Here is an 18,954-nt window from a genome sequence, read left to right on the forward strand (position 1 = left end):
GATCATCTGAACGGGCGCTGAATACCTCGTATAGTTTAAAGCGAACGCTGCTCCAAACCGACTGCCAGACGTGACGACAGCGTCGTGACGCCTTTTTCATCCAGATGAACCGAACCTGATCGATCCTGTTCAGAACCGGCTCAGTCGCCGGGTGCTCAAATCGCCTCATCGCTGGTCACCCCGACCGGCAGAACATTTGAGGAGATCGCCATGCGCAAGCTCATCGTCCCCGCCATCGCCCTAGCCGCCGCCTCGGTCGCCGCGCCGTCCTTCGCCCAATCCTACCATAACCGCCCGGCCCCGCCCCATCACGCCAGCTATGGCTCGTGGCAGTCGATCAACGCCCGCCAGGCCAACCTGGATCGCCGCATCGATCAGGGCGTTCGCAACGGTCAACTGAGCCGCCGCGAAGCCACCCGCCTGCGCGGAGAGTTCAACAGCCTGCTGCGCCTGGAAGCCAACTACCGCCGCGGCGGCCTGACCGCCTGGGAGCGCCAGGACCTTGACCGTCGCTTCGACCGCCTCTCGGCCCAGACCCGCTACGAACGCCGCGACCACGACAATCGTCGCGGCTAATCATCTCGACAGAAACACTTGGAAGCGCGGCCGCAAGGCCGCGCTTTTCTTATTTGGTCTTAAGCCGCACGGCCGGGCGTTGCGTTGCGCATCATCAAGCGCACCCTTGCGTAAGAAGGTCGGCCGGCGGGCGCCTCAGATGTCGCCAGCGCTGCGACCGACCCGGCTCATAAGTTTTATGGATCCTTTAGGTCCGCGGCCCGGACTCGCATCGCGCCATTATGCCGCCCGGTGGTCTGTTCCCGCTCGAACTTGAGCGAGGAGGCCGGATTGGCCGATATGATCTTTCTGGCGGTGGGTGCGGGGGCGTTCGCCGTCTTCGCCCTGCTGGCCACAGCGTTGAAACGGGTATGACGATGATCGCCATGCTCTGGGGGGCGGGGGCGCTGGTCGTCGCCGCTTACATGGTCGCGGCCCTGCTGCGGCCCGAGCGGTTCTGAGGGACCGGGACGGATTTCATGAACATGCAAGGATGGGGCGAGATCGCCCTGACCCTTGGGCTGGCCGTAATGCTCGGCTGGCCCATTGGCGTTTATATGTCGCGCGTCTGGAATGGCGAGCGGACCTGGCTGGATCCGGTGCTGAAGCCGGTCGAGGCCGTCTTCTATGGCGCGGCCGGCGTCGATCCGAAACGCAGCCAGGGCTGGCTGGGATACGCCGGCGCCCTGTTGGCCTTCAACCTGGCGGGCTTTGTCCTGCTCTATGCGATCCTGCGTCTGCAGGGCGTGCTGCCGCTGAACCCGCAAGGATTCGCGGGCGTGTCGCCGCATCTGGCCTTCAACACCGCCGTCAGCTTCGTGACCAATACCAACTGGCAGAGCTATGGCGGGGAGGCGACCCTGTCGACCTTCACCCAGATGGTCGGCCTGACGGTGCAGAACTTCGTCTCGGCGGCGACGGGCGCGACGATCGCGGCGGCCTTGGCGCGGGCCTTCGTCGCCAATCGCGGCGAGGGCGTCGGCAACTTCTGGGCCGATCTGACGCGCACGACCCTTTATGTCCTGCTGCCCGCCGCCCTGATCCTGGCCGTGGCGCTGTCGGGTCTCGGCATCGTCCAGAGCCTTGCGGCCCATGTGACGGCGACCGGCGTCGAGGGCGGGTCCCAGACCTTGCCGCTGTTCCCGGCCGCCAGCCAGGTGGCGATCAAACAGCTGGGCATCAACGGCGGCGGCGTCTTCAACGTCAACGGCGCCCATCCGTTCGAGAACCCGAACGCCATCACCAATCTGCTGACCGCCGTGGCGATCAACGTCATGGGCTGGGCGGCCTTCTTCGCGTTCGGCCGCACGGCCATGGCAGGACGCGACATTCGCGCCCTGGCGGCGGCCGCCCTGATCCTGCTGAGCGCCGCCAGCGCGGCCATGTATGTGATCGAGACCCAGCCGGCCCCGGCCTTGGTCGCGGCCCAGGTCGACAGTTCGGTCAACATGGAGGGCAAGGAGGTCCGCTTCGGCGCCCCCGCCTCGACCGTCTGGTCGGTGGTCACGACCGGCGCCTCGAACGGCTCGGTCAACTCGATGCACGCCAGCTTCATGCCGTTGGGTGGCGGGTTGCAGATGTTTCTGATGCAACTGGGCGAGATCCTGCCCGGCGGCGTCGGTTCGGGCATCGCCATCATGGTGGTCATGGCCCTGCTGTCGGTCTTCGTCGCCGGCCTGATGGTCGGCCGCACCCCGGAGTATCTGGGCAAGAAGATCGAGGCGCGCGAGATCCAGTTCGCCATGATCGCGGTGCTGATCCTGCCGCTGGTGGTCCTGGGCTTCACCGCCGTGTCGGCCATCTTCCCGACGGCGCTTGCGGGCCTGCTGAACAAGGGGCCGCACGGCCTGTCGGAGATCCTCTACGCCTACACCTCGGCGGCGGCGAACAACGGCTCGGCCTTTGCGGGCCTGACCGCCAATGCCCCCTGGTGGAACACGACCCTGGGTCTGGGCATGCTGTTCGGGCGGTTCATTCCGGCCGTCGCCGTCCTGGCCATCGCCGGCAGTCTGGTGGTCAAGCCCAAGCTGGCGCCCAGCCCCGGCACCCTGCCGACCGACAACGGCTTGTTCATCGGCCTGCTGATCGGCGTGATCCTCATCCTCGGCGGCCTGCAGTTCCTGCCCGCCCTCGCCCTGGGACCGATCGTCGAGCACTTCCAGGTGCTCGTGGCGGTCGCCGGCGCCTGATCCTTCGGACATCCTGACATGACACAAGTAACTCTGGATCCGCGCAAGGGCGGCCGTGCGTCGCCTCTCGCGGGCGGCCTCTCGGGACAGATGATCGGACGCGCCGTGGGCGACGCCTTCGTCAAGCTGAACCCCGTCAAGTTGATCAACAATCCGGTCATCTTCACCACCTGGATCGTGGCGCTTCTGTCCACGATCTCGGCGGCGGCGGCCATCGCCGGCGGTCAGTCGGCGGGCTTTGCGGTGCAGCTGGCGCTGTGGCTGTGGGCCACGGTCCTGTTCGCCAATGTCGCAGAAAGCATCGCCGAAGGGCGGGGCAAGGCGGCGGCTGACAGCCTGCGCGCCACCCGCGTCACGACCAAGGCCAAGCTGATCGTCGATCCGAAGACCGGCAGCGTGGTCCCCACCAATGCTTCGGAGCTTGAAGTCGGGTCGATCATCCTGGTCGAGGCCGGCGACGTGATCGCCTCGGACGGCGAGATCGTCGAGGGCGTCGCCTCAGTCAACGAGGCCGCCATCACCGGCGAGAGCGCCCCGGTGATCCGCGAAAGCGGCGGCGACCGTTCGGCCGTGACCGGCGGCACCACCGTCGTCTCGGACTGGATCAAGGTGCGCATCACCGCCAAGCCGGGCTCGACCTTCCTCGACCGCATGATCGCCATGGTCGAGGGGGCGGACCGCAGGAAGACGCCCAACGAACTGGCCCTGGCCGTGCTGCTGGCCGGCCTGACCCTGATCTTCCTGATCGCGGTCGTGACCCTGGTGGGCCTGGGCGCCTATTCCGGCGTCGATCTGGATCCGATGGTTCTTGGCGCCCTGTTCATCACCCTGATCCCGACCACGATCGGGGGTCTGCTGTCCGCCGTCGGCATCGCCGGCATGGACCGGTTGTTGAAGGTGAACGTGCTGGCCACCTCGGGCCGTGCGGTGGAGGCGGCAGGCGACGTCGACACTCTGCTGCTCGATAAGACCGGCACCATCACCTTCGGGAACCGTATGGCGACCGAAGTCATCCCGGTTCCGGGCGTGCGCCCCGAGGCCGCCTTGGCCGCTGCCGTCATGGCGTCGCTCGCCGACGAGACGCCGGAGGGCCGCTCCATCGTCGAGCTGGGCCGCAACGCCGGCGTCTCGGTCGAACAGCCGGGCGGCGCCGTCGCCATTCCCTTCACCGCCGTCACCCGCCAGTCGGGCCTGGACATCGGCAAGGACAGTTGGAGGAAGGGCGCGGTCGATGCCGTGTTGAAGGATCTGAACCTGACCGACGGTTCGGCACCTGCCGAGTTCCGCCAGGCCGTGGACCGGATCGCTCGCTCGGGCGGCACCCCCCTGGCCGTGACCCAGAACGGCGTCCTGGTCGGCGTCATCCACCTGAAGGACGTGGTCAAGCCGGGCGTGAAGGCGCGCTTCGCCGACCTGCGCCGCATGGGCCTGCGCACCGTCATGATCACCGGCGACAATCCAGTGACGGCCGCAGCCATCGCTTCGGAAGCCGGGGTGGACGACTACCTCGCCGAGGCCACGCCCGAGGACAAGATGCGCCTGATCAAGGCCGAACAGGCCAAGGGCCGTCTGGTCGCCATGTGCGGCGACGGGGCCAACGACGCCCCGGCCCTGGCCCAGGCCGATGTCGGCGTGGCCATGCAGACCGGCGCCCAGGCCGCGCGCGAGGCCGGCAACATGGTCGATCTGGACAGCGACCCGACCAAGGTCATCGAGATCGTCGAGGTCGGCAAGCAACTGCTGATCACGCGCGGCGCCCTGACGACCTTCTCGGTCGCCAACGACGTGGCCAAATATTTCGCCATCATCCCGGCGATGTTCGTAGTGGCCCTGCCATCGCTCGGCGCGCTGAACGTCATGCGTCTGCACAGCCCTGAGAGCGCCATCCTGTCGGCGGTGATCTTCAACGCCCTGGTCATCGTCGCCCTGATCCCGCTGGCGCTGAAGGGCGTCAAATACCGCGCTATCGGCGCCGGCGCGCTTCTGGGTCGCAACCTGCTGATCTACGGCCTGGGCGGCCTGATCGCCCCGTTCGTCGGCATCAAGCTGATCGACCTGCTCATCTCCGGCCTGGGTCTGGCGTGATGCGTCCGGAGGTCTCTCGCATCCTGCAACTCGTCGTGGCGGTGCTGGTCATCGCCGTGATGTGGGGCGTGGCGACGCTGCAGCAGACCGATCCGCGCACCCGCTCCAATCCCATGGCCATCCATCCTGTTCGAATAGAGAAATCCAATGCGTAAATCCTTCTCCAAGGCCTCGGGCCGCAACGACGCCTGGTTCGCCGCCGCCTGCATCGTCGGCATCGCCGGCCTGGGCCTGTGCAGCGAGGCCAAGGCCCAGGACGTGTCGGCGAACGTCGCCGTCACCTCCGACTACGTCTTCCGCGGGGTCAGCCAGACACAGGAAAACCCCGCGCTCTCGGCCGGCGTTGATCTGACGAGAAACGGCTTTTACGCCGGCGGCTGGGCCTCCAGTGTCGATTTCGGCGACGACACGGACGCCGAGGTCGATCTGTATGCCGGCTATCGGCTCGAGGTCGCCGGCTATGCGCTGGACTTCGGCGTTATCGGCTATCTCTACGCCGGGCAGCCGGACGGCGCCGACTATGACTATGTCGAGCTCAAAGCCGCCGCTTCGCGCGCCGTGGGTCCGGCCACCCTGGGCGCCGCCGTCTATTATTCGCCCGACTTCTTCGGCGCGGCCGAGGACGAGGCGACCTATGCCGAGGTTAACGGCGCGGTCAGCCCTGCCGACAAATGGACCGTCTCGGGCGCCGTCGGGCGTCAGTGGGTGTCGTCGGACCTGGACTACACCACCTGGAACCTGGGCGCGGCCTATCAGCTGACCGACAATCTGGCGCTGGACCTGCGTTATCACGACACCGATCAACACGACTTCGGCGACATCTACGGCGCACGCGCCGTAGCCACGCTGAAGGCGACCTTCTGAGGCGACGACCATGGTCAACCAACTTCGCCCGGCCCTCGTCATGACGGCCCTGTTCACCCTGCTGCTGGGCCTGGCCTATCCGCTGGCCGTCACCGGCATCGCCCAGGTCGCCTTCCCGGGCCAGGCCAACGGCAGCCTGGTGCGCGACGCCGGCGGGCGGGTCGTCGGCTCGTCCCTGATCGGCCAGCCTTTCGTCGGCGCCACCTACCTGCATCCGCGTCCGTCGGCGGCGGGCGACGGCTATGACGCCGCCGCCTCGTCCGGCTCCAACATGGGGCCGCTGAACCCGGACCTGATCGCTCGCGTCGCCGAAAGCGCCCAGACGATCCGCGCCGAGGACGGCCCCGGCGTCATCCCGGCCGATGCGGTGACGACCTCGGGTTCGGGCCTCGACCCGGACGTGTCCCCGGCCTACGCTCGGCTTCAGGCCGCGCGGATCGCCCGCGCCAGAGGCGTTCGCGTGCAACAGGTCCAGAGCATAATCGACGCGCATATCGAGGGGGGCTTCCTGGGCTTCATAGGCCAGCCGCACGTCAATGTCCTGCTGACCAACCGCGCGCTGGACGCCCGCTTCGGGGCGGAGGGCTGATTGCCCGAAACGGCGCCCGCAACGCCCGCGACTTCAGCCGTTCCGCGCCGCAAGCGCGGGCGGCTGAAGGTGTTTCTGGGCATGTCGCCCGGCGTGGGCAAGACCTATGAAATGCTGCGCGCCGCGCGCCGTCGAAAGGCAGAGGGGCTGGACGTCGTCGTCGGCGTGGTCGAGACCCACGGGCGCAAGGAGACGATGAGCCTGCTGCGCGGGCTGGACGTCATGCCGCGCGCGCCCATCGAACACCGCGACCGCGCCCTGATGGAGTTCGACCTGGACGGAGCCCTGGCGCGACGGCCCGAACTGCTGCTGGTCGACGAATATGCCCATTCCAACGCGCCCGGCTCGCGCCATCCCAAGCGGTGGCAGGATGTGGAGGAACTACGCGACGCCGGCATCGACGTCTGGACGACGCTGAACATCCAGCATCTGGAAAGCCTGTCCGACGTCATCTTGCGCATAACCGGCGTGCGCCAGCGCGAGGCGGTGCCCGACAGCGCCCTGACCGGCGCCGACGACATCGAGGTCATCGACATCACGCCCGAAGACCTGAGGACGCGTCTGGCTGAGGGCAAGGTCTATGTGCCCGAAACGGCGCGGGTGGCGTCCGAGAACTTCTTCAAAATCGAAAACCTGACGGCGCTGCGCGAACTGGCCCTACGGCGCGCGGCCCAGACGGTGGACGATCAGCTTCTGACCCACCTGCGCGAGCGGGGCGTTTCGGGGCCGTGGGCGGCGAACGAGCGGATCCTGGTTCTGGTCGGCGGCGACGCCATGACCACCTCTCTGGTGCGGACCGGTCGGCGGATGTCGGACATGATGATGGACGCCCCCTGGTCGGTGGCCCACGTCGAGCGGCCGAGCGGATCGCGCGCGGACGCCCGCTCGGCAGGTCGGCTGTCGGAAGCCTTCAAACTGGCCGAGCAGCTGGGCGGACGGCCCGTGACGATCAGCGGCGACGACGTTGTGCGCGCCGTGCTGGACCACGCCCACCGCAACAACGTCACCCAGATCGTCATCGGCAAGACGCGCGGCGGGCGGTTCGCCGAATGGACCGGCCGAGCCCTGGCGACCGAACTGCTGCGAAAGGCCCAGGGCGTCGCCGTCCACGTCGTGACCGAGGGCGACCTGGCCGCGCCCGAACCGTCGTCGAAGTCGGGCGTCATGGCGGCGCTGGACTGGCGCGGCTATCCGGCCGGGGCGGGGTTCGTGCTGGCGGCGACGGGCGCGGCCCTGTTGCTGGACACCCGGTTCGAGCGCGTCGATCTGGGCGTCATCTATCTGGCGGCGGTGGTGGCGGCCGGGGTGCTGAACGGGCTGCGGCCTGCGCTGGCGGCGGCGACCCTGGCCTTTCTGACCTACAACTTCCTGTTCCTGCAGCCGCGCTACAGCTTTCTGATCGGTTCGCCGACCGATTTCCTGACGCTGCTCCTGTTTTGGGGCGTGGCCCTGGGCACAGGCGCCCTGGCGGGGCGGGTGCGCGAACAGGCCAGAGCCGCCCAGCGCCGCGCCGCCGCCGTCTCGGCCCTGCTGGCCGCCAGCCAGACCCTGTCGGCGGGCCAGGATCGCGCGACCACGGCACGCAGCTTGGCCGAACAGGCCTCGGCCGCCGCCGGCGCGGGCGCCGTCGTCCTGCTGCCAGACGGCGAGGATATCGTCCTGACCGCCGCCAGTCCCGAGGGCGTGACCCTGGCCCCCGACGCCATGGCCGCCGCCCGCTGGGCCTGGACCCACGGCGAGGTGACGGGCCACGGCACCGGCACCCTGCCGCAGACCCACTGGCGGTTTCAGCCCCTGCAGGGCGTGCGCGGCCGTGCCGGGGTGGCAGGCATCGACGCCTCGGCCGTGGCGGCGGGCTCGGACGAGGAACGCCTAGCCATGGCCCTGCTGGACCAAGGCGCCGTGGCGCTGGAGCGCGCCGATCTGGCCGGTCAGGCGCTGGAGACCGAGACCCTGCGCCGCGCCGACCGTTTCCGCGCCGCCTTGATGAACTCGGTCAGCCACGACCTGCGCACGCCCTTGTCCACCGTCCTGGGTTCGGCGACGACCCTGATCGACTATGGCGCGACCCTGAAGCCCGAGGTCCGCGACGACCTGCTGCTCAGCATCCGCGAAGAGGCCGAACGCCTGTCGCGCTATGTCGGCGACCTCCTGGACATGACCCGGCTGGAGGGCGGCGGCCTGAACGTGCGCACCGACTGGACCGATGTGCGCGACATCCTGAACACCGCCGCCGACCGGGTGTCGCGCCGCCTCGGCCAGCGCAAGGTCACGCGCGATTTTCCGGCTCAGCTCAGTATGGTCGAGGCCGATCCAGGCCTGCTGGAACAGGCGGTGGTCAACATCCTGGAAAACGCCATCGCCTACAGTCCCGACGGCACGACCATCGAACTGGCCGCCTATGAGGATCGCGGCGCCGTCGTCATCTCCATCGAAGACGAGGGACGCGGCATCCCGACCGCGGAGCTGGAACGGGTGTTCGACAAGTTCCGCCGCATGGAGGAGTCCACCGACCGCGCCAAGGGGGCAGGTCTTGGTCTCGCCATCGCCAAGGGCTTCGTCGAGGCCATGCGCGGCCGCATCGCCGCCGCCAGCCCGATCCAGGACGACGCCGACGGCAAACGCGGCGCCCGCATCCTGATCAGCCTGCCCAAGTCCATCGCCACCCACCCGGATCTGCTGTGATGTCCGCCGTTCGCCCCCAGGTTCTGGTCATCGACGACGAGCCGCAAATCCACCGCTTCCTGGCGCCCGCCCTGGACGCCGCCGGCTATGAACCGCGCCGCGCCGACAGCGGTCAGGAGGGCCTGCGCGCCATCGCCCTATGGAGCCCCGACGCCGTGGTTTTGGACCTCGGCCTGCCCGACATGGACGGCAAGGACGTTCTGACGCGAGCGCGCGACTTCTATCAGGGACCGATCATCGTCCTGTCCGCCCGCGACCGCGAGGCCGAAAAGATCACGGCCCTGGACCTGGGCGCCAACGACTATGTGGAAAAGCCGTTCGGCGTCGGCGAGCTGCTGGCCCGCATCCGGGCGGGTCTGCGTCAGGGCGCGCTGACGCCGGTCGCGGGCGGAGTGGTCACGGCCGGCGATGTCATCATCGACCTGGACCGCCGCATCGTCACCCGCGCCGGCGAGCGGGTGAAGCTTCGTCCGAAGGAATACGACGTCCTGGCCTACCTCGCCCGCAACGCCGGCAAGGTTCTGGGTCACGCCGACCTGCTCAAGACCATCTGGGGCGCCGGCCACGCCGACGACGTACAGTATCTGCGCGTCGTCGTCGGCCAACTCCGGCACAAGCTCGAGGCCGATCCGGCCCAGCCCATCCTGCTCGTGACCGAGCCGGGCGTAGGATATCGGTTGGCGGACTGAGCCCTTTGACAAGAGGGTTCGGCTGTCTTTCCGGATGCAGCCTCATAAAGGTCGGCGCGTTGTCTTCGGAACCCATGTCTGAACCAGGCCCCCTCCCCCCGATTGTCTATCACCCGGCCTACAGCGCCGAACTGCCATCGGGTCATCGCTTTCCGATGCAGAAGTATGCGCGTCTGATCGAGGTGCTGAGAGAGGAAGGGCTGATCGGACCGGAGGGGCTGTGGGAGCCCGAACCTGCGGATTACTCGCTGCTCGCCGCCGTGCATGATCCCGACTATGTGCGCCAGGTCCTGGACGCCCGCGTTCCGCCGAAGGTCGAACGGGTCATCGGCCTGCCCATCACGCGAAGCGTCGTCGAACGCACGCAGGCCGCCGTCGGCGGCACGGTGACCGCAGCCCGCCTCGCCCTTCGCCATGGCCTCGCCTGCAACACGGCCGGCGGCAGCCATCATGCCGGCCCGATGGGCGGCGCAGGCTTCTGCGTCTTCAACGACATCGGCGTGGCCGCGCGCGCCCTGATCGATAATGGCGAAGTCGGACAGGTCCTGGTGGTCGACCTGGACGTCCATCAGGGCGATGGAACCGCCTTCATCTTCGAGCACGAGCCCCGCGCCTTCACCTTCTCAATGCACGGCGAAAAGAACTTTCCGGTGCGCAGGGGGCCCAGCGATCTGGATATCGACCTGCCCGACGGAACAGGCGACGCAGCCTATGTCGCCCGGCTCAAAGACGTTCTGCCTGACCTGCTTCAACGCGTTGCGCCCGATCTCGTCTTCTACATCGCCGGCGTCGATCCGCACGAAAGCGACCGGCTGGGGCGGCTGTCGCTGAGTGACGAGGGATTGGCTGAACGCGACGCCTATGTGCTTGAAACCTGTCTGGCGGTCGCACCGCTCGTCGGCGTCATCGGCGGTGGATACGACCACGATGTCGATCGTCTGGCGCGACGCCATGCGACGCTGCATCGCGCGGCCGCTCAGGCCTGGCGGCGGGGCATGGCCCGGCGGGAGGCTTGATCGTGGCAGACGCGCCGCCGCTCATCATCACCGCAGCCTTGGACGACGGCGCTTTCGACTGGTTTGACGCCTTGCGCCAGGCGCACTTTCCCCGCCACCGGAACTTCATCTCGGCCCATCTGACCCTGTTCCACGCACTCCCCGGGGCGCAGGAAGGCGTCGTGTTGGAGACGCTGAAGTCGGCCTGCCGGCGCCAAGCGCCCATCCGCCTCGATGTACGCGGCCCGTGGTCCCTGGGGCGTGGCGTGGCCTACCGCCTGGCGTCCGCCGATCTGGACCGACTGCGTGGACAACTCGCGGAGGCCTTTTCGCCCTGGCTGACCCGCCAGGATCAGGCCCCGTTCCGGCCACACATCACGATCCAGAACAAGGTCGAACCCGCAGACGCCAAACAGCTGCTCGAGCAACTTCAACTTGAGTTCGAGCCGTTCGACATTCTCGCTGAAGGCTTGCTCGTCTGGCGCTACCTGGGCGGCCCGTGGGAGGCGATCGATCGGATTCCATTCGAGGGCAAGCTGACCCTCGACGACTGAAATGCACCAACCGTGCGATGGCGACCCCGGCAGGACTCCAACCTGCGACCTCGGCTTTAGGAAATACTGCCGGCGGGGTCCAAGGCGATCCAAGGTCGTCCATTTAGATTATTTATATCATAAACTTACTGGACGATCCCGTCCAGCGCGCTACATCGGAATCCAGCCACACCCGAGCGATTTGTGCCCCATAGATGCTGTGGGGCACAGAGGACTTCGATGGCTAAACTGCTCCTGACTGACAAACTCGTGGCCGGGGCGAAGGCCGGCCCCGGGGAGCGTCTCGAGCTATGGGATCTCAAAACGCCCGGCCTCTGTCTGCGTGTGACCGAACGGGGCCTGAAGACCTTCGTCCTGAGATACCGAAGCGCTGATGGCGGACAGCCCCGCCTCAAGATCGGCCGTTTCCCGCAGATGTCATTACGATCCGCGCGCATCGAAGCGGGTCGTATTCGTAGCGAGGTGGAAGGTGGTCACGATCCCGCTGCGGCGAAGCGCAATGCTAAGCAGAAGCAAGCCGAACGCCCGCTCACCTTCGAGCAGCTTTATGACCGGTACGTCGAGGCCAGCCGCGCCGGCGAATGGAAGCCGAAGGGCAAGCGAAAGCGAGAGGTCACCTTCGATTACGAAGAGAGGCTTGCGGCGCGCCACATCAAGCCGATCCTAGGAGCCTTGCCGCTCGACGCGGTCAACCGTCAAATGGTCAAGAGCTTGCTCCGGGACATGATCGCCAAGGGCATCGGCGCGCAAACCAACCGATGCCAGGCGCTCATCAGGCAGGTGTTCGCCTATGGAATTTCGGAGGACCTTGTTCAGATCAATCCGGCTACTGGGTTCGCTCCGTTTGCCGATCAGGAGCCCCGGCAACGGATCTGGTCAAACGACGAGCTGAAAGCTCTGTGGCGAACGCTCAACGTCGAAGGCGCGCTGACGGACCAGCAGGGCCGCAAGACCTTTGTCGGACGCCAGCTGCGCATTGCGATCATGTTGTGCGCGCTGCTGCTACAGCGCCGCTCGGAGATCGCGGGAATGGCGATAGCGGAAGTGGATCTGGAAGATGCGGTGTGGCGCATACCGGCCGCCCGCATGAAGGGGGGACGCGCGCACGCAGTGCCTCTACCGCCCTACTCCATCATCCTGATCAAGGAGGCGATCGGTCTTGCACGCAAGGTTGGCGGCAAGGATGCCAAGCTGGTCTTTCCGAACGCGCGCCACACGGAGACGGCGATCGATCCTATGAGCCTGTCACGCGGCCTGGCCCGCCTTTCAGCGAGCTCCGGCGTCCAGGGCGCCACGCTGCACGATCTGCGCAGAACCGGCGCCACAGCCCTGACCAGCGAAAGGCTCGGGGTGAGCCCGTTCATTCGATCCAAAGTCTTGGGTCACGTGACGGACACCGGTGGTGGGGCGTCCGTATCGATGGTTCACTACGACACCAACGAGTATCTCAGCGAGCGACGTAAGGCGTTGACTGCCTGGGAAGCTCGACTGCTCGAAATTGTGGGCATCGATCGGGAGGCGCACCTAAATGACGCAGCATAAAGCAGGCTGGGCAGATCTCGGCGACGACCTCAACCTTGGCAGGGCTGACGATCTTAGCTGGTCGCTTGGCTATGCATCCTGGGGCGATCCTGACCCAAGGCTTTCACTAGCCTCCGACTTAAACGGCGTAACAAGCCCTAACCTGCCGCTCGATCAGTCTTGGTCGGTTATCTTCGCCGCTTGCGTGCTACGCGGCTGGCGTCCCAAGGATGAGCAGGCCTCCGAGAAGATCGGCGAGTTCCTGCCAAGTTCGGAAGGCATCGAAGGGCGACGTATCAGCAATCTGGCCGCCGTTCTCGAGGCCTCTCTGGACCCCCGCTTGGAGACATCGCCGCCGATCAGTGGCTCTCGCTGGCCTCGTGTGGATCCCCGCGGAACGCTAAGCTGGGCTTTGGGGCCCGAGGCTCGCGACCTTGTTGATCTACCCGATGCAATCGAAACCATCGGGCGCAACCTAGCCGCAGGCAGCGGGTCTGGAGCCTCCGCGAAAGTCGCCGCGGTCCCGCGTAAGGATTTAGGTGAGTTCCGATCTAAGAGCGCCAACGCTCTTTTCACGATGTTCCTCGCGATGAGCTATGCCCGTTCGGACCTGACCACCGCCGAGGCTGTCGATGCGTACCTAGACGATATTCACCTCGAGCTCAGAGAAGCGGTCGCCACCGATGGTCGCGATGAGTTCCAGAGGAGCGTCATCCGGAAGGCCTTGCAAATACCACCCGGTCAATTCCGCCAAATCATCGCCAACGCCCAGCAGCTCTACACCAGCAAGGCGAACCCGCTGACAAAAGCGCGGCGGAAGCCAGGAGTTTAGGCTGTGCCCAAACTCATGAATTTCGCGCCCTAACTTTTCGCACGCCCCCGGACAGTGTGGCTCTTAGGCGTCCCCTCAACACGAGCCGGAGACGCCAATGGCTACCCCCTCTCACCCCCTCCCGCCGGGCGTAACGCCCTATCTCCGCATCGCGGACCTGACGGCCTGGCTGCGCATCTCGCGGTCGACCGCCTATGACTGGATCGCGAAGGGACGCCTGCCGCAAGGCGTCCGCATCGGCGGCGTCACCCTGTACGATCCGCGCGCGGTCAGCGACGCGCTGGGCCTCGATCAGGAGGGCCGCTAATGCGCGCGATCGACGCCAAACAAATACCGCCGGCCCACTCGGCTGAACACAGCAACGGCGTTTCGAGGGAGGCTGTCGCCCCCACTTCGCCCCTGGAGTCGACGCTCGACACGCACCCCGGGGACCAGTCGACGTTGGTTAAGTCGACGCCGATGACGCTGGAAGAACACGAGCGGTTGGCGGCGACCTTCGCCATGCCGAAGGTGCCCGCGTTTGTCGTCCGGCACATGCACGCGGGCTTTGCAGTCACCTCCCCGGCGCCGGTGACCCGCCGCCGCACGCGCCGGAAGCTCAAGCCCAACTGGCTGACGCCGCCTGATCCGATTGTGCCGCCGACGAGGGAGGGCCGGTGATGAAGACGCGCATGATCGCAACTGACGCCCAGATCGAAAGCAGTAACGACGAGCGTCGAGCCGAACGTGAGCTTGATCGTCAGCTGCGTCGCTACAATGCGGTCTGGTCCGAGTGCACCTTCGACGAGCTGCCCGATTGGGCTCACCGCGAACTCGACGAGGGTTTGAACTGATGGCCGAACGGACCACGAAGTCCCCGTTCATCGAAGTCGACTTCGACAGGTGCATTATTGAGGTCGAACGCGCCCCCGGGACCCTTCCCGGGGGCGACATTTTTGTTGGCGACCGGCTTCGCTGTTGGACGCATGCACACGTCATTGCCTACGGGGAACCGACCTACTTCCAGGCGATCGAAACCTGCCGCCTGGTCCGCTTCGGAAGCCGTCACCTCCGCCCCCGTCGGGCAACGCGCCAGACCAACGCGCTGAGCGCCGATGACGCGGTGAAACTCTACCTGGCGATGCTGCGCGCGAACTTGCTAGGCATGCCGCTGACCTATTTCGCCACCGTGTCCTGGACGACCCTGGGCCTGCGGGACGATGCCGAGATCCAGGCCGCCACCCAGGCCTTGATGACGCGCATCCGTGAATGGTCGAGGCGCAAACGTGACGGCGGTACCGGCGCTAGGGCGCCGTTGCCGATCGCTTGGATCTGGTGTCATGAGCGGGGGCCCCGCCTGGGACTGCACACGCATTTTCTGATGCATGTCCCCCCGCTTCAGACCGCACGTCTCGGCAAGGTCATCTGCAGATTCCTGGAAAGCTACAGCGGTCGGTCGTTAGCGAAGGGCTCCGGCGAAACCTTAAGGACGTTCATGGCGATCGAACCGAGCCGCCGTTCAGGCTCGACCTCCGAGGCCACCGCCCTGCGGTTTCAACGCCGTCTGATGCGATACATGATGAAAGGTGTCGACCCACAGGGAGTCGTGCCTGCGTCGGCCGGCCGCCAACATGGCCAGCACTTTCACCGCGCATTGAAAATCTCCCCGCGCGATCAGGGTTCCGTCATCGGCAAACGATGCGGCTACTCGGTTCACAACCTTGGCCGCTCGGCTTTCGCCAAGCATAGGATCGGACATCGGTTGGGCGGCAGCGCTGCTGAGAATCTGCTCGATCAGCGCGGCTTCACGTTTGATGCCGAGGCCCTCCAGCTTCACCACCTCGCTGGTCTCGCCGGCTAAAACCGAGCAGCCTTAAAACTGCGACGCCTGTCTTTCAAAAGGCAGGCGTCGCGAGGCGCTTTCAACTGACTGGAAACAACTCTTTAGGCTAACGCCAACGACCACCAGAACGCTGACCGAACGACTTCCCCACCCTAGCAGGGCGCTGCTGAGCAAGGCTGCGGCGTCAGTTCGAGATACTTGAAGCGAAGTTCGGTCGCGCAGATGCTCAGCTGACCGGGATAGGCGATCTTCAGCTGCTCCATACGCTCGTGGAGTTGGCGGGCCTCCTCAAGCTGCAAGGCGTCGCCCGCCTGCCGAAAGCGCGTGCAAATCTGACGGGCTTCAGGCTCGTCGCGCATAATCGCAGCGGCCTGCTCTTCGGCCTGATTGTCCATGGCCTCCCGGCTTTCGGCGATCCGCTCAAGATACAGCGCGTAGTAGCGTTGGACGCCGTTCCAGGCGCGCCTCTCAGCCGCGCTGCCGACAGGGCTTTCGAGATACTGGATCAGGAAACCCTTCGCCTCCATTTCCTCGGCTTGAGTCCAAGGCACCGGTGTCGCACGCCCCGACGCATCTGGCGGCGCTGGAAACATCGTCAGGATCGAACGATACGGATTGAACTGCGCGACCATGGTCCTCTTCTGCTGAGGCGAGGGCATTTGCAAAGCGCCGCCCTGCGGTTGAGCCGCTGCACTGGCCGCACCCAGGCTCTCAGACGCATAGGCGGCAGGCGCTGCATCATCGCACGCGATCAGCATGAGACTGACCCCCAGCGCACTTACTACGGCTGCTTTTACGTTCTGCATGACTGCTCTCCCTCCATCTCGATTAACAACTATAGTTTGTTACCGTCCGCCGTCGAGACCGCCACGCTCAACGAATGGATATTCGCGCTTTGGTGGGCCGCAACGTCCGCCGCGCGCGGATCGAACAAGGCCTCACACAGGAAGAGTTGGCGGACCGCGCCAACACCAGCCAGTTCTACATCTCCAGCCTGGAAGCCGGTCGGCGTAATCCGACGGTGGAGACGGTGCATGCCCTGGCGATCGCCCTTGGCCTTAGCGATTGGCTGACCTTGTTGCGCCCCGACGGCGAGCGCGCCGGCGGCGCCTAGGTGATCAACCGTCCGGTCGCTGCGCCCTGGCGCTGGTAGGTCCAGAGGGACCGATCCGCACGGAACCATCGGTCTATTTCAACCGGCAGCCCCAGCCGTCCCCGAACCGCCGCCAGTTCGTGCAGATCAACGTCGCCCACCTCCACGAACCCCTGTCCGAGGTCCGCAACGCCGAAAGCCAACCGTCCTTCAGGGCAGGCCGCAGCGATCAGCCAGGTCGCCCCAGCGTCAGGCGTGAACACCTTGACCACCGGCTCTGGATCAAACGCCCCGCCTGTCTCTCGCGCCGCTTCCATGGCGGCCCAGTTCTTATGAAGACGCGCCAGTTGGCGCACAGTGAAGCGCAAGCTCACGCAGGCTCCGAGGGTTGTCGCGAGGCGGACTGAACGTGACGCTGGTTCTGACGCTGCAGCAGGCGGCGAGCGATCAGCTCCAGAAGGGCGGTAGGGCTCGAGGCGCACACGGCGCCCTGCGCCTGCGCCCCGACGTCAGGCCGTCGCAGGCTCCCGTCGAAGGCGGCAATGAGCATGGCGGTGAGAATGAAGGCCGGACGGCTCGCCTGGACCCCGCTTAGCGCCTCAAATGCGATTGGCAAGGCGATGTCGGCCAGCGCAAGCGATCGGGCTTGACCCACCGCGGCGACGAGGTCGCGTGGGTCGTCAATCGGCAGACTCTGACCGTCGCAGACGGCGGCGACACGCGCGTCTCCCGCCCAGGCCAACGGCTGCAAGACGGTATCGCGGCTTTCGCCTGATAGCGCGCGACGCAGGAAGATGCTGAAGACTTCTAGGGCTTCAGCCTGGTCGCTTGGGCAGTTGAACAGCTGCGCCATTTGGGCGACGTCGAACTGAGCGGCGCGGCGATCCGTACGATGAAGCAAGGCCAGGGGCGCAAGACCCGCTACCCACTCGGCGGGCGCCTCGACCATGGCGCGCGCCACGCCATTGCGCCCGCCGACCACCGCCAGTCGGGGTCGACCGACGCGGGCTGCCCAGTCGCCCAGCAGGCGTCGTAGAAGGTCCGATCGGTCAAACTCACCGAGGTCGATCAGACTGCGTCCAAGATGAACCAGGATGGCCTCAGCGGTTGGCCAGGCCCTTTGAGCGTCCTTGCGGCATCGCGCCTCACGCGCGGCCAGCTCGGCGCAGACCATCATCGCCTTACCCCGATCCAGGATCGGATCGGGGGCGACGAACAGGAAGCCAGTGCTCATCAGATGAGTGCGTGGATGGGCGAGAAGTCGACGTAGCGGATGGTCAGAAGCCGGGCCATCTCTGGGGCGCCGGCCAGCGCCAAGGCGGCGATGGCGTCTTCCAGCGGAAGGTTGATGAAGTCGGCCTTGCCCGTCTGCGGCGGCGCGAGTTGCTTCTGGTAGAGGCTGAGCGCCCGCTGCACCTGGTCGTTCAGGCGCGGCGCGATGACCACGACCTTGCCTTCGTCATAGAGGCCAGCGTCGATCATGGACTGCGCCAGAAGATGAAGGCGCCACATCTGCTGCACAGGATTGCGGCGAAGGGCGGGATTGTTCGGGTCGACGAAGAGCTCGCTGGTGACCGACAGATCGTCATAGCGCTCGCGCATGCGAGGCTCCGGCTCGCCGGCGGTCTCGGAGTATTTGATTTCGATGGCGATGAAGACCTTGCGGCCGTCTTCCAGGCGCAGAACGATGAACCCGTCGAATGCGGTGGCGTCGTCGGTGAAGGTCCGATCGCCGCGACCCGGCGAGTGCTCGAACGTCACCGCGCAGACGCGACCTTCATATTCCGGGGCGATCTCGCGGATAAAGGCCTCGGCCAGGTCCCGGTCGAGTTTCAACGGTCCGAGCAGGTTCAGCGCCAGGGGCGTGGAGGACAGAAGGTTTTCATAGAGGCGCTTCTCCTCGAACATGGCGCCCGGTTCGCGGTAGGCGAGCTCTCGCCGCGCCAGACGATGAACCTCCTTCGAAAGGAAGTTGGCGCCCGCAGCGCCGTCGTAGCTGCCCACCAGGTGGCCCATCTTTCGTTTGCGGCCCGAGGTCGAGGTGTAGGCGCCCAGCGTCCAGCCTGCGGCCTCACGATGAAGCGCCTGAAGGAGGCGGGCGCAGGCCCTGAAGCGGCTGTCAGCGGGGAAGTGAACCTTGTGCGCCTTGAGAAGCGCTTCAGGCACCAGGGGGATACGGTCGGCGGGAAAGAGGTCCAAGGAAGGCTCTCAGCTGCATGGATGATGCAGAGAGATTCACTAGTCTAGCGAACTAGATGACCGTCACTTCCAATCCAATATTCCCCGGCGCGCCGGCAAGCCTAGAAGGGTAAGGCAGAGAAGGAGGGAAGGGAAGGCATCACGCCTTGCAAAGGGTGGTAGGGAGGATTGGAAAGGAGGAGGAAGAGGAGGAGGAGACGGAAGGGGTTTTTATATAATAGTCCTTCGCCCATCGCTTTTTCAGTCCAATCGACGCCGACTGGTCCAGCCTTAAGCGGGTCT

Annotated in this window: 22 protein-coding genes and 1 tRNA gene; 18 read left to right on the forward strand and 5 right to left on the reverse strand. The window is 66.1% G+C overall.

Annotated features, from left to right (window positions below):
- Positions 1–210 precede the first annotated feature (210 nt).
- The 11 genes from HNP47_RS10295 (at position 211) to HNP47_RS10345 (ending at position 11,205) form a co-directional block, all read left to right on the forward strand.
- Positions 211–576 (forward strand): hypothetical protein, encoded by a 366-nt coding sequence (locus HNP47_RS10295; protein ID WP_184279477.1) that lies wholly within the window; start codon positions 211–213, stop codon positions 574–576.
- A gap of 350 nt (positions 577–926) precedes the next feature.
- Positions 927–1,016: a potassium-transporting ATPase subunit F gene (locus HNP47_RS10300; protein ID WP_184279478.1), complete on the forward strand. Its 90-nt coding sequence runs from the start codon at positions 927–929 to the stop codon at positions 1,014–1,016.
- 18 nt (positions 1,017–1,034) lie between these two features.
- Positions 1,035–2,744 carry a potassium-transporting ATPase subunit KdpA gene (gene kdpA, locus HNP47_RS10305; RefSeq protein ID WP_184279479.1) on the forward strand — a complete coding sequence of 570 codons (1,710 nt, stop codon included), beginning with the start codon at positions 1,035–1,037 and terminating at the stop codon, positions 2,742–2,744.
- A gap of 18 nt (positions 2,745–2,762) precedes the next feature.
- Positions 2,763–4,829, forward strand: a complete 2,067-nt coding sequence (gene kdpB, locus HNP47_RS10310) for a potassium-transporting ATPase subunit KdpB (protein WP_184279480.1) — start codon at positions 2,763–2,765, stop codon at positions 4,827–4,829.
- Entirely contained in the window at positions 4,829–4,984 is a 156-nt protein-coding gene (locus tag HNP47_RS10315; RefSeq protein ID WP_184279481.1) for a hypothetical protein, read from the forward strand. Before kdpB ends, HNP47_RS10315 begins: the two co-directional genes overlap by 1 nt.
- Positions 4,977–5,693, forward strand: a complete 717-nt coding sequence (locus HNP47_RS10320) for a TorF family putative porin (RefSeq protein ID WP_184279482.1) — start codon at positions 4,977–4,979, stop codon at positions 5,691–5,693. The genes HNP47_RS10315 and HNP47_RS10320 overlap by 8 nt, the downstream gene beginning before the upstream one ends.
- Before the next feature lie 10 nt (positions 5,694–5,703).
- Positions 5,704–6,282 carry a K(+)-transporting ATPase subunit C gene (kdpC, locus tag HNP47_RS10325; protein WP_184279483.1) on the forward strand — a complete coding sequence of 193 codons (579 nt, stop codon included), beginning with the start codon at positions 5,704–5,706 and terminating at the stop codon, positions 6,280–6,282.
- Positions 6,283–8,967, forward strand: a complete 2,685-nt coding sequence (locus tag HNP47_RS10330) for a sensor histidine kinase KdpD (protein WP_184279484.1) — start codon at positions 6,283–6,285, stop codon at positions 8,965–8,967.
- Entirely contained in the window at positions 8,967–9,656 is a 690-nt protein-coding gene (locus tag HNP47_RS10335; RefSeq protein WP_184279485.1) for a response regulator, read from the forward strand. The genes HNP47_RS10330 and HNP47_RS10335 overlap by 1 nt, the downstream gene beginning before the upstream one ends.
- Before the next feature lie 74 nt (positions 9,657–9,730).
- Positions 9,731–10,672, forward strand: coding sequence for a histone deacetylase (locus HNP47_RS10340; RefSeq protein ID WP_184279486.1), 942 nt, complete (start codon positions 9,731–9,733; stop codon positions 10,670–10,672).
- 2 nt (positions 10,673–10,674) lie between these two features.
- Positions 10,675–11,205, forward strand: a complete 531-nt coding sequence (locus HNP47_RS10345; RefSeq protein WP_184279487.1) for a 2'-5' RNA ligase family protein — start codon at positions 10,675–10,677, stop codon at positions 11,203–11,205.
- An 18-nt stretch (positions 11,206–11,223) separates the two neighbouring features.
- Here the strand turns inward: HNP47_RS10345 and HNP47_RS10350 are convergent.
- Positions 11,224–11,285 (reverse strand) — tRNA-OTHER (locus tag HNP47_RS10350).
- A 139-nt stretch (positions 11,286–11,424) separates the two neighbouring features.
- Between HNP47_RS10350 and HNP47_RS10355 the strand changes: the two genes are divergently transcribed.
- From HNP47_RS10355 to HNP47_RS10380, 6 genes are all read left to right on the forward strand, one after another.
- On the forward strand, positions 11,425–12,747 hold the full coding sequence (locus HNP47_RS10355; protein ID WP_184279488.1) for a site-specific integrase: 1,323 nt from the start codon (positions 11,425–11,427) through the stop codon (positions 12,745–12,747).
- A complete protein-coding gene (locus HNP47_RS10360) occupies positions 12,734–13,558 on the forward strand; it encodes a hypothetical protein (RefSeq protein ID WP_184279489.1) in 825 nt (274 codons plus the stop codon). Before HNP47_RS10355 ends, HNP47_RS10360 begins: the two co-directional genes overlap by 14 nt.
- Before the next feature lie 97 nt (positions 13,559–13,655).
- Positions 13,656–13,865 carry an AlpA family transcriptional regulator gene (locus HNP47_RS10365; protein WP_184279490.1) on the forward strand — a complete coding sequence of 70 codons (210 nt, stop codon included), beginning with the start codon at positions 13,656–13,658 and terminating at the stop codon, positions 13,863–13,865.
- The gene (locus HNP47_RS10370; protein ID WP_184279491.1) at positions 13,865–14,218 is read left to right on the forward strand and encodes a hypothetical protein; all 354 of its coding nucleotides are present in this window, start codon (positions 13,865–13,867) and stop codon (positions 14,216–14,218) included. The genes HNP47_RS10365 and HNP47_RS10370 overlap by 1 nt, the downstream gene beginning before the upstream one ends.
- Positions 14,218–14,391: a hypothetical protein gene (locus HNP47_RS10375; RefSeq protein WP_184279492.1), complete on the forward strand. Its 174-nt coding sequence runs from the start codon at positions 14,218–14,220 to the stop codon at positions 14,389–14,391. The genes HNP47_RS10370 and HNP47_RS10375 overlap by 1 nt, the downstream gene beginning before the upstream one ends.
- Complete coding sequence (locus HNP47_RS10380; RefSeq protein WP_184279493.1) at positions 14,391–15,398, forward strand: hypothetical protein; 1,008 nt, start codon at positions 14,391–14,393, stop codon at positions 15,396–15,398. Before HNP47_RS10375 ends, HNP47_RS10380 begins: the two co-directional genes overlap by 1 nt.
- A gap of 134 nt (positions 15,399–15,532) precedes the next feature.
- On the opposite strand, the gene HNP47_RS10385 is transcribed toward HNP47_RS10380, so the two are convergent.
- Complete coding sequence (locus HNP47_RS10385) at positions 15,533–16,186, reverse strand: hypothetical protein (RefSeq protein ID WP_184279494.1); 654 nt, start codon at positions 16,184–16,186, stop codon at positions 15,533–15,535.
- A gap of 74 nt (positions 16,187–16,260) precedes the next feature.
- On the opposite strand from HNP47_RS10385, the gene HNP47_RS10390 reads away from it, so the two are divergent.
- Positions 16,261–16,494 carry a helix-turn-helix domain-containing protein gene (locus HNP47_RS10390; protein WP_184279495.1) on the forward strand — a complete coding sequence of 78 codons (234 nt, stop codon included), beginning with the start codon at positions 16,261–16,263 and terminating at the stop codon, positions 16,492–16,494.
- Here HNP47_RS10390 and HNP47_RS10395 read toward each other — a convergent pair.
- The 3 genes from HNP47_RS10395 to HNP47_RS10405 are packed head-to-tail and all read right to left on the reverse strand — an operon-like array spanning position 16,491 to position 18,672.
- A complete protein-coding gene (locus tag HNP47_RS10395; RefSeq protein ID WP_409360154.1) occupies positions 16,491–16,847 on the reverse strand; it encodes a DUF2958 domain-containing protein in 357 nt (118 codons plus the stop codon). The two genes, HNP47_RS10390 and HNP47_RS10395, sit on opposite strands and share 4 nt — an antisense overlap.
- A complete protein-coding gene (locus HNP47_RS10400; protein ID WP_184279496.1) occupies positions 16,844–17,707 on the reverse strand; it encodes a hypothetical protein in 864 nt (287 codons plus the stop codon). Before HNP47_RS10400 ends, HNP47_RS10395 begins: the two co-directional genes overlap by 4 nt.
- On the reverse strand, positions 17,707–18,672 hold the full coding sequence (locus HNP47_RS10405) for a PGN_0703 family putative restriction endonuclease (protein ID WP_184279497.1): 966 nt from the start codon (positions 18,670–18,672) through the stop codon (positions 17,707–17,709). The genes HNP47_RS10400 and HNP47_RS10405 overlap by 1 nt, the downstream gene beginning before the upstream one ends.
- Between the last annotated feature and the right edge of the window lie 282 nt (positions 18,673–18,954).

Source organism: Brevundimonas vesicularis (genome assembly GCF_014204545.1).
GTDB classification, from domain to species: domain Bacteria; phylum Pseudomonadota; class Alphaproteobacteria; order Caulobacterales; family Caulobacteraceae; genus Brevundimonas; species Brevundimonas vesicularis_B.